This is a genomic window from Streptomyces sp. DSM 118878 (assembly GCF_052936595.1).
This window is the reverse complement of the sequence record NZ_CP193622.1, coordinates 4,664,174-4,679,515: the sequence shown is the minus strand read 5'-3', so window position 1 is coordinate 4,679,515 and position 15,342 is coordinate 4,664,174. Positions and strand designations below refer to the sequence as shown.

Annotated in this window: 10 protein-coding genes, 1 tRNA gene, 1 other RNA gene and 1 pseudogene; 6 read left to right on the top strand and 7 right to left on the bottom strand. The window is 72.8% G+C overall.

Features of this window, described 5'->3' with window-relative positions; all coding sequences use genetic code 11:
- Window positions 1–177 precede the first annotated feature (177 nt).
- From ACRAKF_RS20800 to ffs, 4 genes are all read right to left on the bottom strand, one after another.
- Window positions 178–2,088 carry a hypothetical protein gene (locus ACRAKF_RS20800; RefSeq protein WP_447038714.1) on the bottom strand — a complete coding sequence of 637 codons (1,911 nt, stop codon included), beginning with the start codon at window positions 2,086–2,088 and terminating at the stop codon, window positions 178–180.
- A 439-nt stretch (window positions 2,089–2,527) separates the two neighbouring features.
- A complete protein-coding gene (gene purD / locus ACRAKF_RS20795; RefSeq protein WP_447038713.1) occupies window positions 2,528–3,781 on the bottom strand; it encodes a phosphoribosylamine--glycine ligase in 1,254 nt (417 codons plus the stop codon).
- Between the two features lie 255 nt (window positions 3,782–4,036).
- Window positions 4,037–6,370, bottom strand: coding sequence for a DNA polymerase III subunit gamma and tau (locus tag ACRAKF_RS20790; protein WP_447038711.1), 2,334 nt, complete (start codon window positions 6,368–6,370; stop codon window positions 4,037–4,039).
- A 44-nt stretch (window positions 6,371–6,414) separates the two neighbouring features.
- An RNA gene (ffs, locus tag ACRAKF_RS20785) (signal recognition particle sRNA small type) lies at window positions 6,415–6,513 on the bottom strand.
- Window positions 6,514–6,633: 120 nt separating this feature from the next.
- Between ffs and ACRAKF_RS20780 the strand changes: the two genes are divergently transcribed.
- Window positions 6,634–6,718, top strand: a tRNA-Ser gene (locus tag ACRAKF_RS20780).
- Between the two features lie 138 nt (window positions 6,719–6,856).
- Here ACRAKF_RS20780 and ACRAKF_RS20775 read toward each other — a convergent pair.
- Both ACRAKF_RS20775 and ACRAKF_RS20770 read right to left on the bottom strand, forming a co-directional pair.
- The gene (locus ACRAKF_RS20775; protein WP_447038709.1) at window positions 6,857–7,144 is read right to left on the bottom strand and encodes a hypothetical protein; all 288 of its coding nucleotides are present in this window, start codon (window positions 7,142–7,144) and stop codon (window positions 6,857–6,859) included.
- Between the two features lie 401 nt (window positions 7,145–7,545).
- Window positions 7,546–8,520 (bottom strand): FAD-dependent oxidoreductase, encoded by a 975-nt coding sequence (locus ACRAKF_RS20770; protein WP_447038708.1) that lies wholly within the window; start codon window positions 8,518–8,520, stop codon window positions 7,546–7,548.
- Window positions 8,521–8,563: 43 nt separating this feature from the next.
- Here ACRAKF_RS20770 and ACRAKF_RS20765 point away from each other — a divergent pair, with 43 nt between their 5' ends.
- Window positions 8,564–9,532: a phosphorothioated DNA-binding restriction endonuclease gene (locus ACRAKF_RS20765; RefSeq protein WP_447042080.1), complete on the top strand. Its 969-nt coding sequence runs from the start codon at window positions 8,564–8,566 to the stop codon at window positions 9,530–9,532.
- Window positions 9,533–9,572: 40 nt separating this feature from the next.
- Here the strand turns inward: ACRAKF_RS20765 and ACRAKF_RS20760 are convergent, their stop codons facing one another.
- Window positions 9,573–10,433 (bottom strand): alpha/beta fold hydrolase, encoded by an 861-nt coding sequence (locus ACRAKF_RS20760; RefSeq protein WP_447038707.1) that lies wholly within the window; start codon window positions 10,431–10,433, stop codon window positions 9,573–9,575.
- A 453-nt stretch (window positions 10,434–10,886) separates the two neighbouring features.
- Between ACRAKF_RS20760 and ACRAKF_RS20755 the strand changes: the two are divergent.
- The 4 genes and pseudogenes from ACRAKF_RS20755 to ACRAKF_RS20740 form a co-directional block, all read left to right on the top strand.
- Window positions 10,887–11,231: pseudogene (locus tag ACRAKF_RS20755) on the top strand (CGNR zinc finger domain-containing protein); the annotation flags it as partial.
- A gap of 653 nt (window positions 11,232–11,884) precedes the next feature.
- Window positions 11,885–12,583, top strand: coding sequence for a GAF and ANTAR domain-containing protein (locus ACRAKF_RS20750; protein WP_447038706.1), 699 nt, complete (start codon window positions 11,885–11,887; stop codon window positions 12,581–12,583).
- Between the two features lie 294 nt (window positions 12,584–12,877).
- Window positions 12,878–14,335, top strand: coding sequence for an FG-GAP-like repeat-containing protein (locus ACRAKF_RS20745; protein WP_447038704.1), 1,458 nt, complete (start codon window positions 12,878–12,880; stop codon window positions 14,333–14,335).
- A 203-nt stretch (window positions 14,336–14,538) separates the two neighbouring features.
- The gene (locus ACRAKF_RS20740) at window positions 14,539–15,303 is read left to right on the top strand and encodes a sensor domain-containing protein (protein ID WP_447038702.1); all 765 of its coding nucleotides are present in this window, start codon (window positions 14,539–14,541) and stop codon (window positions 15,301–15,303) included.
- Window positions 15,304–15,342: the final 39 nt, after the last annotated feature.

Genomic DNA, 15,342 nt, shown 5'->3' with positions numbered 1-15,342 from the left:
GGAACGCTGTCTTCCGGTTTCTCGCGCTCCGGCGCCACGCTCCGGCGCCGTGGGCGCGTGCGCCGGAGGGGGGCTGGGGCGTGGCTGCGACACGGCTGGGGCGCGGCTGGGGCGTGGCTGGGGCGTGGACGGCTCGCGGCTGGCACTCACGGCTCGCGGCGCGCGCTCGCGGCGTGCTCAGGCCAGGCGGACCGGCTTCTCCGGGCGGATGCCGAGGCGGGTGAGCCAGTCCCGCAGGGGTACGGGGTCGCCCTGCTCCACCAGGCTGCGGACGCTCGGCGTGAGGTCGGCCGCGCGCTCGCCGTCGATCAGCAGGGCGGGGCCGTCGAGCCAGTCGAGGCCGGGGGCGGCTCCCGCGGTGTCCACGGCGGCGCAGCACACCATCGCCGTGACGTGGTCGGCGAGGAGCTCACGTCCGGTGCGGGGCGGCTGGAGCGGGAAGAGGGGCAGGGCCCCGTCGACCCAGAGCGCCTCGTCCGGCCCCTGGCCCGCGGGGGCCGGCCGGGGCGGAGCCTCGGCCTCCTCACGGGCCAACTCAGCAGTGAGCGAGGCGGCGAGCACGCCACGGGGTCCTTCGTCCGGGGCGTCGTCGTCCTCGGGGGCGTCGTGGCGATCGAGGGCTGCCTGCGAGGGGGGCGCGACCGCGGAACCGGGAGCGGGAGCGGGGGCAGCGGCGGCTGCGGGGGCGGTGCCTGGAGCGGGGCCGGGCGACGCCTCCCAGCGGCCCGCAGGCGTCGTAGGTGGAGTCGTAGGAGCCGCAGGAGTCGTAGGACCCGCAGGCGTCATAGGAGGAGTCATAGGACCCGCAGGAGCCGTCAGGTGGGCGAGGACGCGGCCGAGGGTCGGTCCCTCGGGGCCCGCGGCGGCCGGGTCCGCGGAGTCGGAGTGGCCCACGCCGAGGGAGTCCAGGACCCGGTGCAGCCGCGCGGCATCCGTACGCCACTTGCGGTCCACGACCTCGTCCGGATACTCCTGCCACGCCACCGGCGCCCAGTCCGGGCCCGGCTCGGCCGGACCTCCGTGAAAGAGGCGGGCGGCCAGGAGCGACGTGGCCTCGTCCACCACGCCAGGCTCCTCCAGCAGGTCACAGGCGGGGCGCTCGCCCAGACGCGAGGCGAAGCCCTCCGCGAGGCGGTCCCTGCGCGAGAGCTCGGTCAGCGCGGCGACCACGCCCGCGTCCAGCCGGGACGGCCAGCGGCCCATCCGCCAGGCGGGCAGCGCGACCCGCGTGAGCAGGCGGTCCCACCCCGCGTACGCGAGGCCGACCTGCTCCTGGGCGACGATCCGCACGCCGTAGTCCACGGCCTGGGCACGCTCGGCGGCGGCCGCAGCGACGCCGCGCTCCATCTCGGCGGCGTGCACACGGCAGTTGCGCAGCAGCAGCCGGGCGACCCAGCCGACGCCGACGAGCAGAGGGCGGACCAGGGCGCCGCGGCCGGGCGCCGAGGCGTCGGCCACCGCCGCGTCGAGCCCGCGCACGAAGCGCCGGGCGGCGGCTATGTCGGGGTGCGCGGAGGGCCCCGTGCCCGCCACCACGGGGGCGAGCACCGCGCGCAGTTCGCCGACCCGCATCCACCACAGGAACGGGGAGCCGATGACGAGCACGGGCGCGGTGAAGGACGGGCGGTGCGGGGCGCGGGCGCCCCCGGAGGCGGGCTCCTCGGCGGGCGGGCCGTGCGCGGGGTGGGTGCGGTCCTCCAGCCAGCTGTCGCAGTCGGGGGTGAGCGCTATCGCCGAGGGCGCGGGCACGTCGAGCCGGTCGGCGAGGTCGCGGACCAGGCGGTACAGATCGGGGGCGGAGTCCTCGGGCACGGGGACCGTGGGGCTCAGGGCGGGCCTCGCCCTGGCCACGACCAGGGCGACGGCCCCCGCCGCGAGCAGGACGAGCAGGGCGAGGGCCGTGACGACCCAGCGCGCGATGTCCCAGCCCCGGCCGCCCATGTGGCCCGTGACGCCGCCGGCGATGAGTACGACGGCGACGGCCGCGGGCAGCAGGGCGACGGCCAGCGCCCTGCTGCGCAACCGCAGCACGGCGAGAGCCCGTGAACGCGCGGCCTGCGCGCCCAGCTCCACTCCCGAACCTGACACGACCGATGGCACCCCCTGCTGCCTACTGCTCGGCCATCGGCCGGGGCCGGTGGCACACGTCAATGGCGTTGGCCTTGCTCATTCCCCCACTGTTGCACCCGGCGCCGACACCGCAATGCCGGTGGTCTGTTTGGCTCTGGGCGCTTGGAACGCTTTCGCCGCACCCTAGTTGGGGTGCCGGGTGCCGTCAGCCGGATAGGTCAGCGGTCACTCGATGGAATGGCTTTGGCTAAAGGTGGACGCCGCACGGGTGCCGAATGGACACCGAGGGGACTTCGAGGGGACACCGAGGGGACGTCGAAAGGGATACCGGAGGGACACCAGAGCGACACCGAAGAGAACAGGCCCCGGATCCGGGACCGGATCCAGGGCCTGAACTTGGCCGAAAGTCACGTACGACGTGGCACGTTCACGCGATCGAGCGACTTGCAGCGGGGCCTCACGCCTCGGCCGCCGCCTTCGCGGCGATGTCCGTACGGTGCTGTGAGCCGTCGAGACGGATGCGGGACAGCGCGGCGTACGCACGCTGCCGGGCCTCGGTGAGGCCGGTCCCTGTCGCCGTCACGGACAGCACCCGGCCGCCCGCGCTGACCACGGCGTCGCCGTCCCGCCGGGTGCCGGCGTGCAGGACGTACGCGTCGGGGGCGTCCTGGGCCGCCACCTCGTCGAGCCCCTCGATGGGGTCACCGGTGCGCGGCGTGCCGGGGTAGTTGTGCGAGGCGACGACCACGGTCACCGCGGCGTCGTCGCTCCAGCGCAGCGGGGGCAGATCGGCGAGGTTGCCGGTCGCCGCGGCCATCAGGAGTCCGCCGAGCGGCGTCTTCAGGCGGGCGAGGACCACCTGGGTCTCGGGGTCCCCGAAGCGGGCGTTGAACTCGATGACGCGTACGCCGCGGCTCGTGATCGCCAGGCCCGCGTACAGCAGCCCCGCGAACGGGGTGCCCCGGCGGCGCAGTTCGTCGACCGTCGGCTGGAGCACCGTCCGCATGACCTCGTCGACCAGGTTCGGGTCGGCCCAGGGCAGCGGCGAGTAGGCACCCATGCCGCCCGTGTTCGGGCCCTCGTCGCCGTCGAGCGCGCGCTTGAAGTCCTGGGCGGGCTGGAGCGGGACGACCGTCTCGCCGTCGGTGATCGCGAAGAGGGAGACCTCGGGGCCGTCGAGGAACTCCTCGATGACCACGCGGTCGCAGGCGATGGCGTGGGCGCGGGCCGCCTCGATGTCGTCCGTCACGACGACGCCCTTGCCCGCGGCGAGCCCGTCGTCCTTGACGACGTACGGCGCCCCGAAGGCGTCGAGGGCCTTGTCGATCTGATCAGGGGTGGTGCAGACGTAGGAACGGGCGGTCGGCACGCTCGCGCCGGCCATCACGTCCTTGGCGAACGCCTTGGAGCCCTCCAGCTCCGCGGCCTCCTTGGACGGGCCGAAGCAGGGGATGCCCGCGGCGCGCACGGCGTCGGCGACGCCCGCGACGAGCGGGGCCTCCGGGCCCACGATCACCAGGCCCGCGCCGAGCCGCTCGGCGAGGGCGGTCACGGCGGTGCCGTCGTGGGCGTCGACCCGGTGGGTCTCGGCCACCTCTGCGATGCCGGCGTTGCCGGGGGCGCAGTGCAGCTCGGAGACGTCGGGGTCGAGGGACAGAGAGCGGCACAGGGCGTGTTCGCGGGCACCACTGCCGATGACAAGGACCTTCACGGTGGTCAGCCTAGCTGGTGGCTTCGTATGCCTCCCCGAGGTCCGCCTCCCAAGCCTTTTGTACGTTCATCCAGTCCTGCCCGCCTGCGCACGCTCCGCAAGGCCCTGCCCGCCCGGCGGCCCGAGACTCCGACCAGCGCCCCGAAGCCGTCTCCCTGAGTTGTCTCCCTGAGCCATCTCCTTGAGCCGTCTCCCGAGCCGTCTCCCGAGCCGTCTCCCCGACCCGTCTCGCCGCCATCGCCGCCGGACAGCCGGTCAGATGTTGGGGTACTCCTCCACCACCGTCGCGCCCAGCTCCCGCATGATCAGGTCGTGGCCCGAGAGGGCCGATTCGACCAGGTCGGGGTCGTCGTCCTCGGGGGTGTCGTCCTCGGGGGACACGTGTTCCGGGGCCGGGGCCGGGGCCGAGCGGGGCGGAGGTGTCGGCTCCGGGGCCGCGGCGGGGGCCGGGGCCGGCGCGGCCTGCTGGGGCGGGCTCTGCGGCCGCGGGGCCGCGGGGGCACCGCCACCGCCGAAGTTGCCGCCGGAGCCGAAGTTGCCGCCGGAGCCACTGGAGCCTCCGGAATTGCCGGAATTGCCGCCGTAGCCGCCCGTGGCACCGCCGCCGCCGCCGAAGTTGCCCGCGGCCGGCGGGGGCGCGGAGCCGCCCGAGGGGTCGACGATCGCCTCGACCTTCCACTGCACGCCGAACTGCTCGGACAGTGCCTGGCGCAGCACGTCCTCGCTGCCGCTGGTGGCGAAGTTGTCCCGCGCCCCCGCGTTGACGAAGCCGATCTGCAGGGTCGTGCCGTCGAAGCCGGCCACCTGGGCGTTCTGGCTGAGCAGGATCCAGGTGAAGCGGCGGCGGTTCTTCACCGCCTCCAGGATGTTCGGCCACAGGGTGCGGGGGTCGGGACCGCCGCCGCCCGCAGGGGCCTGGGCGGTCGTCGGCGCGGGGGCGGGCGCGGGCGTGGGGGCCGCCGGGGCGGGGGCCTGCGGGGCTCCGCCGGAGGGGGCCGCCGTGGGCCAGCCGCCGGGGCGCGGGGGCGCGGGAGCTTCCGGAGCGGCGGGCGCGGGCGCGGGGCCGCTGCCGGGGGCGGATGCCGTGGGCCAGCCGCCGGGACGCCGCTCACCGGCCGGGGCGGCCGCGGGGGCGGGGGCAGCGGCGGCGGGAGACGGAGTCGGGGCCGCGGGGGGTGCCGTCTGCGGGGCGGGAGCCGGGGCCTCCGGGGCGGCGTCGCCCTGCGGTGCGCCTGACCCTCGTACGGCCGCGCGCGCGGCGGCGGGACCGCCTCCGGGCGCCACGGGCGGGCCCTGCGGAACATGCGGAGGCCCGGCGGGAGACATGGCGGGAGGCATGGCCACGCCCGGCTGCCCCGCGCCCGCGTGGGCCTCGGGGCCGGGGGCGTACCCCATGGCGGGGCCGGGGCCCTGGCCAGCGGGGACGAAGTTCCCGCCGCGCTCCAGGCGGTCGAGGCGGGCCATGACGGAACGCTCGTCGTCATACGCCGCCGGGAGCAGCACGCGCGCGCAGATCAGCTCGAGCTGGAGCCGCGGCGAGGTGGCGCCGCGCATCTCGGTCAGTCCTTCGTTGACCAGGTCGGCGGCGCGGCTGAGCTCGGCGCCGCCGAAGACACCGGCCTGGGCCTGCATGCGCTCCACGACGTCACTGGGGGCGTCGATGAGCCCCTTCTCCGCGGCGTCGGGGACGGCCGCGAGGATGACGAGGTCACGCAGCCGCTCAAGCAGATCGGCGACGAAGCGCCGTGGGTCGTTGCCGCCCTCGATGACGCGGTCCACGACCTCGAAGGCCGCGGCGCCGTCCCCGGAGGCGAAGGCCTCGACCACGGAGTCGAGCAGCGAACCGTCCGTGTACCCGAGCAGGGACGTCGCCATGGCGTATGTCACACCGTCGTCGGCGGCGCTGGCGAGGAGCTGGTCCATCACGGACATGGAGTCACGCACGGAACCGGCGCCGGCCCGCACGACCAGCGGCAGCACCCCCTCTTCGACGGGCATGTTCTCCCGCCCGCATACCTCGCCCAGATAGTCGCGGAGCGTGCCGGGGGGCACGAGACGGAAGGGGTAGTGGTGCGTGCGCGAGCGGATCGTGCCGATGACCTTCTCGGGCTCGGTCGTCGCGAAGATGAACTTGAGGTGCTCCGGCGGCTCCTCGACCACCTTCAGGAGGGCGTTGAAGCCCGCCGAGGTGACCATGTGGGCCTCGTCGATGATGTAGATCTTGTACCGGCTGCTCGCCGGGCCGAAGAATGCCTTCTCGCGCAGGTCACGGGCGTCGTCCACACCACCGTGCGACGCGGCGTCGATCTCGATGACGTCGATCGATCCCGGGCCGTTCCTCGCCAGGTCACGGCAGGACTGGCACTCGCCGCAGGGCGTCGGGGTGGGACCTTGCTCACAGTTGAGACAGCGGGCCAGGATGCGCGCGCTCGTCGTCTTGCCGCAGCCGCGCGGGCCACTGAACAGGTAGGCATGATTGACCCGGTTGTTGCGCAGCGCCTGCTGCAGCGGGTCGGTTACATGCTCCTGCCCGATGACCTCGGCGAACGACTCCGGGCGATAGCGGCGGTACAACGCGAGAGACGACACACATACGAGGTTAATGGCGACCACTGACAACCTGGACCGCCCCAACGCAAAGCGCCCCCCACGCACCCGCCAGAGCCAACCTACCCTTGCTGCCTTCCGGCCCTGGGGGAGTTCAGTCAGATAGCGCCGCGTGAGGGGCTGACGCCCACCCTAGCGGATCCCCGGCCCCGGAAGCGACGCCGGCAACCACCGATCCACCCTCGCGATGCCACCGCCGGGATCGTGTTCGCGAGCACTCCCCAACGTCTTGTATTGTTTGCGGCGGAGGATTCGCCTAGTGGCCTAGGGCGCACGCTTGGAAAGCGTGTTGGGGGCAACCCCTCACGAGTTCGAATCTCGTATCCTCCGCACCCGCCCGCAAGGGCAGACGAAGGCCCCCGCAGCTCGCTGCGGGGGCCTTCGTCGTACGTGCCCAGGAAACGACGGCTGGGGCGGGATTCGGCCGGGTGGTGATCTCGGCGACCACATTGGTGTCGAGTAGATAGATCACTCGCCGTCCGCCGAATCGTCGTAGGACCGTCGCCCGAACTCCAGGCCCTCGAACGGGGCCGCCGTAAGCCGCTCAAGGAATCCGTCGCTGCCCAGGGTCGCCCAGCGGTGAAGCATCTGAGGCAGGGCATCGATGTCGGTGTCCGCCAGCTCGGCATCGAAGTGCCCCAGCTGGTGCTCCGGGAGAGCCTCCCGGATCTCCCGGATCGTTCGTAGCGGGTGCGGCTGAGGATGGGACTGCTCAGGTCTGCGCGGCGGGAGCGGCAGATTCGGTGCAGTGCTCACGATCGGCTCCAACACGCTGTGGTCACGGGCACATACCTCAAGACCACCCTAGGCCGAGCGGCCCTGACGAGGACCGAAACGGCCCGAATTCGAACTTTGACGGGACCGTCCGCCGGGTTGCCGCCAGTTGGTCGGGCAACCGCTGTCTACCAGCCTGCTCCAACACGGTCCGCACCTCCGCCGACAGGCCAGGCCGGCCCCTGAGCCCCACCACCCCGTCCGTAGCGGAGTCGAGCTGCTCCGCCGTGCCGCCCAGGTGCTCGGCACCAGCGGCCACCAGGAGACCTTCATCGCCGGCCTACCGGGACCGTGGCAGGACGGCAGCAGACCGCTTGCCCGGCTGCGAGAGCAGATTTGGGACGCATTGCTGCCATCGCGAGGCAAGCCTTCCAAGGCCGGCGTCACGGAGATTCGCGCCCCGGCACCGACGACGTGCCGTCCGTTGCCGAGGAAAGCTCGTGCGTCGCGTAGTAGGCGTGCAGCGCGGTCTCGCTGCCTGAGCCCATGGCGGTCATGATTCGTTGGAAGCGGGCGGAGCGTAGGTCGCCGGCCACGAGGACGCGGGGGTGCTGGGCGGTCGGCGGGCAGTAGCCGTCGGCGTCCCGGACGAGGTCGCCGGGCGGAGCGGTGGGTGCGTTTCCGATGCTCGAGTACGCGGCGTCCGCGCTGACCGTGTGCCTCCCGCCGTCCCGGCTCACCATGTCGGCCCTCACCGCTCCCCCTTCAGAGGGGGTCAGGGCCACGTGCTCGACGGGCAGGAGCGTGACGCGGGGGTCGTCCCGTACCTCCTCGACCTTGTACGCGTCCGCCTCCGGGTAGGCGACCAGCAGCCGGGTTCCGGTGGCCGGATGGGCGCGGAGGAAGGTGCCGATCGGGCGGTCGCCGCCGAGGACGAGGAGCGTGCGGCCTTCGGTGTCGTCCGCGTCGGCCTGCCAGAGCGGGACCAGGGTGAGGCCGCCGGGAGCGGTGATCCAGGGGGCGTCGCGGGGCTGAAGGGGGCCGACGCCGGTGGCGACGACCGCGTACGGGGAGGTCAGGGAAGCACCGTTGTCCAGGGTGACGGTCACGTGGTCGTCGACTGCCCGGAGTTCGACGACGCGGCGGCCGAGTTCCAGGCGGCACAGTTCCGTGCTCCGCACCTCCGTGGCGATGGCCTCGGCGAGCGCCGTACCGTTGGTGTGACCGCCGAGGACGTTGTTCAGGGCCCCGATGCGGTAGAGATTGCGACACAAGACGTCCGGCTCGATCAGGACCGAGCGCATACCGACACCGGCGGCCATGCGGGCGGCGGCACAGCCGGCCGGTCCGCCTCCGACGACGATCAGGTCGGTGCTGTGGGCCGCGGACGAGCCGGTGCCGGACGAGGTGTCGACCATGGGGCCATTCCAGCACCTCCTGCGGCTCACTACGATCGCCGCCATGGACTGGGTCGAGCGCGCCGCGCGGTTGAGGCAGTGGACGAGGGGCGGGACGCGCGCTCCGCACAAGCCGTTGCTGTTCCTGTACGCGCTCAGCCGGTTTCAGCAGGGCGCCGATGACGAACTCCGGTACAGCGCCGTGGAGGAGGACCTCCGGGGACTGCTCACCGAATACGGTCCCGGTAACCGGACGACGCCCGCCTACCCCTTCCATCACCTCGTGAGTGACGGCGTGTGGGAGGTGCGCACCGAGCGCGGGCCGGGCAGCCCCGGGCCCGGGGTCAGGGAACTGCGCGCGACCGGTGCCGCCGGGCGGCTGTCACCGGAGCTGCGGGCTGCGCTGCGGCGGGAGCCGTCCCTGCTCGGCCGGATAGCGCGGGTGCTGCTCGATCTGAACTTCCCGCCCTCCCTCCACGGCGAGCTGTGCGAAGCCGTCGGCCTGGAGCCGGAGGAGGCCGAGACCGGACTCCTCTCCGCCGCGCGAAGGCAGCGGGACCGGCGGATGCGGGAGATGGTCCTGACGGCGTACGAGTACCAGTGCGCCTTCTGCGGGTACGACGGCAGGATCGGTGCGGCGCCGGTCGGGCTTGAGGCCGCCCATGTGCGCTGGTGGGCGTTCGACGGACCGGATGTCGTCGAGAACGGGCTGTGCCTGTGCTCCTTGCATCACAAGCTGTTCGACAAGGGCGTACTTGGTCTCGGCGAGGGCCACAGTCAGGGTCCGGGTCCGGGCCACGGTCAGGGTCCGGGCCAAGGCAAGGGCCAAGGCCAGGGCGAGAGCCATCGCATCCTTGTCTCGCAGAGCTTCGTCGGGCACAGCGCCGCCGCCCGCGAGCATGTCATCACGCTCGCCGGGCGTCCGCTCATCGGCCCCCAGCCGGGTGTCCGCCCCATCGCCGCCGCCCACCGTTCCTGGCACACCAGCCAGGTCTTTCACGGCAGCCCACGCCCCGCCACGGCGAGCGTCTGATCATCGCCCGGCGCCACCTCCACGGCACCGGTGGCGACCGTCAAGACGTCAGGAAGCCGCGTATGTACCCGGCCACAGTGTCCAGGTGGCTTTCGAGCAGGAAGTGTCCGCCGCCGGGAACCACGTGGATCTCCGCGTCCGGCAGGTCCCGCGTGAAGGCGCGCGCGCCGGCCGGGCCGAAGATCTCGTCGCCCGCGCCCCAGACCGCGAGGAGCGGGACCTGGCGTTCCCGGAAGTAGGCGTGCAGTCGGGGGTAGAGGGGGCGGTTGTTGATGTAGTCGCGGAACAGGGCGAGCTGTACGAGGTCCATGCCCTGCCGGTTGACCTCGCGGTGGTCGGCGGCCCACGTGTCGGGGTCGACCAGCTCGGGCCGGTCCACTCCGTGCAGGTACTGCCACCGGATGGCGTCGAGCGAGAGGGCGGCGCGGGCGGCGGGTTCGGTCTCGGCGCCTGGGTTCTCGCCGTACGCCCACACGGGCTTCCAGAACTCCGGTACGAAGCCGTCCTCGTAGGCGTTGCCGCTCTGCGTGATCACCGCGGTGACCGCGTCCGGGGTGCGCAGGGCCAGCCGCCAGCCGATGGGGGCGCCGTAGTCCTGGACGTACATGGCGTAGCGGGTGACGCCGAGCTGGGTCAGAAGGCCTTCGGTGATGTCGGTCAGGGAGTCGAAGGTATACGTGAACGCGTCCACGGGCGGGGCATCCGAGTTGCCGAAGCCGAGGTGGTCCGGGGCGATGACGTGGAATCGGTCGGCCAGCGCCGGGATGAGGTGGCGGAACATGCGTGAGCTGGACGGGAATCCGTGCAGGAGCACGAGCGTGGGCGCCTCGACGGGCCCTGCCTCGCGGTAGAAGACGCGATGTCCCCGGACTGTCGCGTACTGGTGGCGGACCTCGACCATGACTAACCCCTTCGGAGTGTTATTGCGGTTACCTCGTCGGCGCCAAGTAGACCGGCGCCGGGGTAACCTGTCAAGCCACTTGATAGAGTTAGCGGGGAAGTGATGTCCATGCTCGACGACCAAGCTCTGATGCAGGCGCTGAACAGCACCCCTGTGGTGGATGGCCGACGCCAGGACCTGTGGCGTGAGGACCACGAGGTGGACAAGTGGGCGCTGGAGCACGGGGGTTCCGGCGGCGACGAGGAGCGCCGGTGGCTGCGCACCGCCCGGGACGCGCTCCAGACGGTGGAGTCGGGCCGGTCTGCCGAGGCCTCGGAGAGCGCAGAGGCCTCAGAGACCGCAGAGACCGCAGAGACCGCAGAGGCCCCGGAGGCCACGGAGACCGCCCAAGCCACGGAGGCTGCCAAGACCGCAGAGGCCGCCGAAGCCACGAAGGCTGCCGAGGCCCCGAAGGCCGCAGACGCCACCAAAGCCGCAGACGCCGCCACCACCGCTCTGCGTCAAGTCCTCGCCGGTGTTCACAGAGTCCCCCGGCCCAGCGCGTCGGGCATCGAGTGGCGCATGGAGGTGCCGCCGGAGCGCAGGCTCGCCGTAGAGCTCGTACTCGCGTGGGCGGACGTCAAGGAGCGCATGCCCGGCCGTCTGCGGCCCTGCGGCAACCCCGAATGCCGCCTCTTCCTCCTGGACCGCAGCCGCGCCAACGCCGCCCGGTGGTGCTCGATGAAGACCTGCGGGAACCGCCTCAAAGCCCGTCGGCACCAGGCTCGGGTACGGGCACAGCCACAGCCACAGCCATAGCCATAGCCATAGCCATAGGTACGGGACACCGCGCAGCCCGGGGCCGAGTAGAGGGACGGCCGCCGCCGGGCTCACGGTCCCGGCGGCGGCCATCGGCGAGGACGGCGCGGCTCCCCTCCGGTGCCGGCCTCGCATCTGACGTCCTCATCGGCCCATCCGGGACGAGCGGGAGTACGTCCCGGCCGCTGTACGGGGCCGGAGGACGAGGCACTGGTCAGTGCGTGCTCGGTGCGGTGGCACGGGCCCGGGGACAGGGGGCTCGGTGTGCGCGCGGCCCCGGCGTCGTACGCCGGAAGCGCGGCAGAGGCGGACATGCAGACGGACATGCATTCGGGCATGCATACGGACATGCATACAGGCATGGCCAGATGGACGAGACGGGCAGGTGGATGCCCGTCTCGGTGCCGCCTTCCCCCGCAGTACAGCTCAGTTCACCGGGCCGCGCCAGGGTGCGATTCGGCCGGAGCGGGGCAGCCGCTCGGGGCGCCCGCTCGGGGCACCCGCCGATCCCCCCGGATATGCCCTCTTTCTTCCGTATGCCCCTATGCCCCTATTTCGCTACCTCCCTGGCGAGTGCGGTACGGGAACAGGGGTACCCGGGCGGCCACCTGTTCGCGGCATCGAGCGCTGTTGAGCGCAAGAATCGGAGCGCCATGACAGAGCAGTTCACGGCGGCGGACCTGGTTCTCTCCGCCGCGGCCGACGACGACGAGAATCTGCCGCAGCGCCTGTGCGAGGCGCTGTGCGAGGGGCTGCCGGTCGACGGCGCCAGCCTGTCCTTCCTGACCGACACCCCGTACCGCCAGTTGCTGTGCGCCTCGGGCGTGCTGTCGCTCCGCCTGGAGGAGCTCCAGTTCCTCGCGGCCGAGGGGCCCTGCGTGACGGCCGTCACCAGCGGTGAGCCCGTACTCGTCAGCGACTTCAGCGGGCCGCTGACGCGCTGGCCGCTGTTCGAGGCCGCCATGCAGAGCGAGCTGCGTCAGGTCGGAGCCGTGTACGCCTTTCCGCTCGCCTTCGACGACAAGGTCTTCGGCTCGGTGGAGCTGCTCCGGCACGAGCCGCTGGTCCTGGACGAGGAGACGGCCGAGCAGGCCGAGACGGCCACGCGCGCCATCGCCAAGGTCATGCTTCCCGCCTTCTGGCAGTTGCTCGCCCACGGTGAGCTGCCGCTCTGGGAACCCGCGGAGCAGATCGACACCCACTGGGGGACCACGCACGAGGCCACCGGCAGCCTCGCCCACCGCCTGGACATCACCCCCGAGGAGGCCCTCGCCCACCTGCGGGCCTCCGCCTTCGTGACCGGGCGCCCGCTGCCCGAGATCTCCCAGGAGGTCATCGACCGGCGCTCCTAGAACCTCCGCGGAGCCGGAGCCGGAGCCGGAGCCGGAGCCGAGGCCGGGCCGGAGCCCGAAGCCAGAAGCCCGACCGGCCGCGCTTCGGCCCGGCGGCGGCGTCCGCCTCGTACAACCCTCACGCCCCATCGCGAGTCTCTTGATCGCCGACGTGACGTATTGCCGCGTCCCGGCGCGTGCCCCGGCCCCGTGCCCGCGGCCGCCCGAACGCCCGCACGGCACCCCATTCGCAGCGGAATGCCCGTGCCTGCCCCTGGCTGTCCCTGGCGTCCCGCACCGCCGCAGGAGACCCGCATGCCCAAGAAGTTCCGTACGGCCCTGGCCTGCGCCGCCACGGCCGCCCTGACCGGTTCGCTGCTCGCCGCCGGTTCCGCGCCGGCCGGCGCCGCGCCCGCGGCCGGTGAGGACCGGATACGCGCCGACTTCAACGGGGACGGCTACGGAGACCTCGCCGTAGCCGCCCCGACCGCCAAGGTCTCGGGGAAGTCGGGCGCCGGTTACGTCGCCGTCGTCTACGGCACCGCACGGGGCCTCGACACCGCCAAGCGCACGCTGATCAGCCAGGCGACCTCCGGCATCCCGGGCACCCCCGAGAGCAGCGAGTACTTCGGTGACCAGATGACCACCGGCGACCTCGACGACGACGGCTACACGGACCTGGTCGTCGGTGTGCACGCCGAGCAGATCGGCGACGACATCGACGAGTCCGGCGCGCTCACCGTCATCTGGGGCGGCGCGAGCGGCCTCAAGAAGGCGACGGACGTCACCTCGCCCCTGCCGGAGAACCGTCACGAGCTGGGCTGGTCCGTGGCCACCGGCGACTTCGACGGGGACGGCAGGACGGACCTGGCCGCCGCCAACCTCGCCTCGCCCGAGCTGAACATCTTCAAGGGCCCGGTCTCGCGGACCGGCAAGGCCGTGAAGCGCACGGGCATCGACACGTACGCGGCGACCGGCATCAACACGGACAAGATCATCACCGGCGACGTGAACGGTGACGCCGCCACCGACCTGTTGGTCATGGGCCAGGAGGAGCACGGCGACGGCTACCGCACCCGCAGCGTGCTCTACAAGGGCGGTACGACGCCCAAGCCCGCGGGCAAGGTCGCGGGCGGTTACGCCGCGACGATCGCCGACGTGGACAAGGACGGCTACGGGGACATCGTCACCGGCAACTTCATGGAGAAGTCGGCCGACGAGCCCAACGGCGGCACGGGCGGCGCGGTCACCGTGACGTACGGCGCGGCGGCCGGCCTGAGCACCCGCACCCCCGTGCGCGTCACCCAGGCCACCTCGGGCGTTCCCGGTGCCGCCGAGAAGGGTGACGCCTTCGGCTGGAGCCTCTCCGCGGGTGACACCAACGGCGACGAGTACGCCGACGTCGCGGTCGGCGCGGAGTCGGAGACCATCGGCTCCGCGTCCAAGGCGGGCAGCGTCGTCGTGCTGCGCGGCTCGGCGGGCGGTCTCACCGGCACGGGCGCAAAGGCCTTCTCCCAGAGCACCGCGGGCGTGCCCGGCACGGCGGAGAAGCTGGACAACTTCGGGGGCGCCGTCCAGCTCACGGACGCCGACGGCAACGGCCGCGCCGAACTCGTGGCCGCCGCGCAGAGCGAGAACAAGGGCGCCGGTGCCGTCTGGCTCTTCAAGTCCACCGCTTCGGGGATCACGGCGACGGGCTCGAAGTCGTTCGACGCCGGCACGGTCGGCGGCCCCTCGGGCCTGGCCTACTTCGGCGCGGTGCTGCGGGGTTAGGACATCCGCGGGGGGGGCGACCGCCGGGGGCATCCGTCGGGGCGACCGCCGGGGCCGGGAGGTATCGGTAGGCCGGACAGGGGGCCTGGCACCACCCCCGAGACACCTGGTCACCGTATGCCTTCGGCGGCGCGGATACGCGAGCGTTGGAGGTGCCGGAAGGCACGTCCCCGCGCTCCCCACCGCAACGATCCGAGGCCGCCATGAGCACCGACACCCTGCCGCACACCACCCGCCCGTACGCCGGCCGTCCGCACACGGACGCTCTGCCACCGGGGGTCGCTCCGGGGGTCTCTCCGGGGGCCGCTCCCCTCGGTGCCGAGAGGTCCGTCGGGTTCTGGCGGGCGCCGTTCGCCGCCGGTACGTTCCGGGAGATCGGCCATGTGCTGGTCTCGCTGCCCGTGGCGATCGCGGGGTTCAGCTTCGCCGTCGCCGGATTCGCGTCGGGGGCGGGGCTGCTGGTCACCGTGCTCGGGCTGCCCGTACTGGCCGTGGTCCTCGCGGGGGCGCGTGGGCTCGGGGCCGCCGAGCGTGGCCGGGCGCGCAGGGGGCTCGGGCTGGCCGTCGAAGGCCCGGCCCCGCTCGAAGTGCCCGGAGGCCGGGGCCTGTGGGCGTGGACGCGGGCGCGCCTCGCGGACGCCTCGGGGTGGAAGGCGCTGCTGTTCCAGGCCGTCATGTTCCCCTGGCGGGTGTTCAGCTTCGTCCTGACGGTGACGGTCTTCGCGATCGGCTGGGCGCTCGCGCTCTTCCCGACGTACTCCTGGGTCTTCCACCGTTACGTCGGCTGGCCGGGCTACCGCGTCTACGACTACATGTCCGGCGGCGAGCGGCACCAGTACTACATCACCTCGCCCGCCCAGATCACCGCCGTGGCGCTCATCGGCGCCGCCATCGTCTTCCTCACCCCGAAGCTGGTCCGCGCCCTGACGAACGTCGACCGCTCGGCAGTGCGGTCACTGCTGGGCTGAGGTGCGGTCACTGCCGGGCCGACATGCGGGGTCACCGCT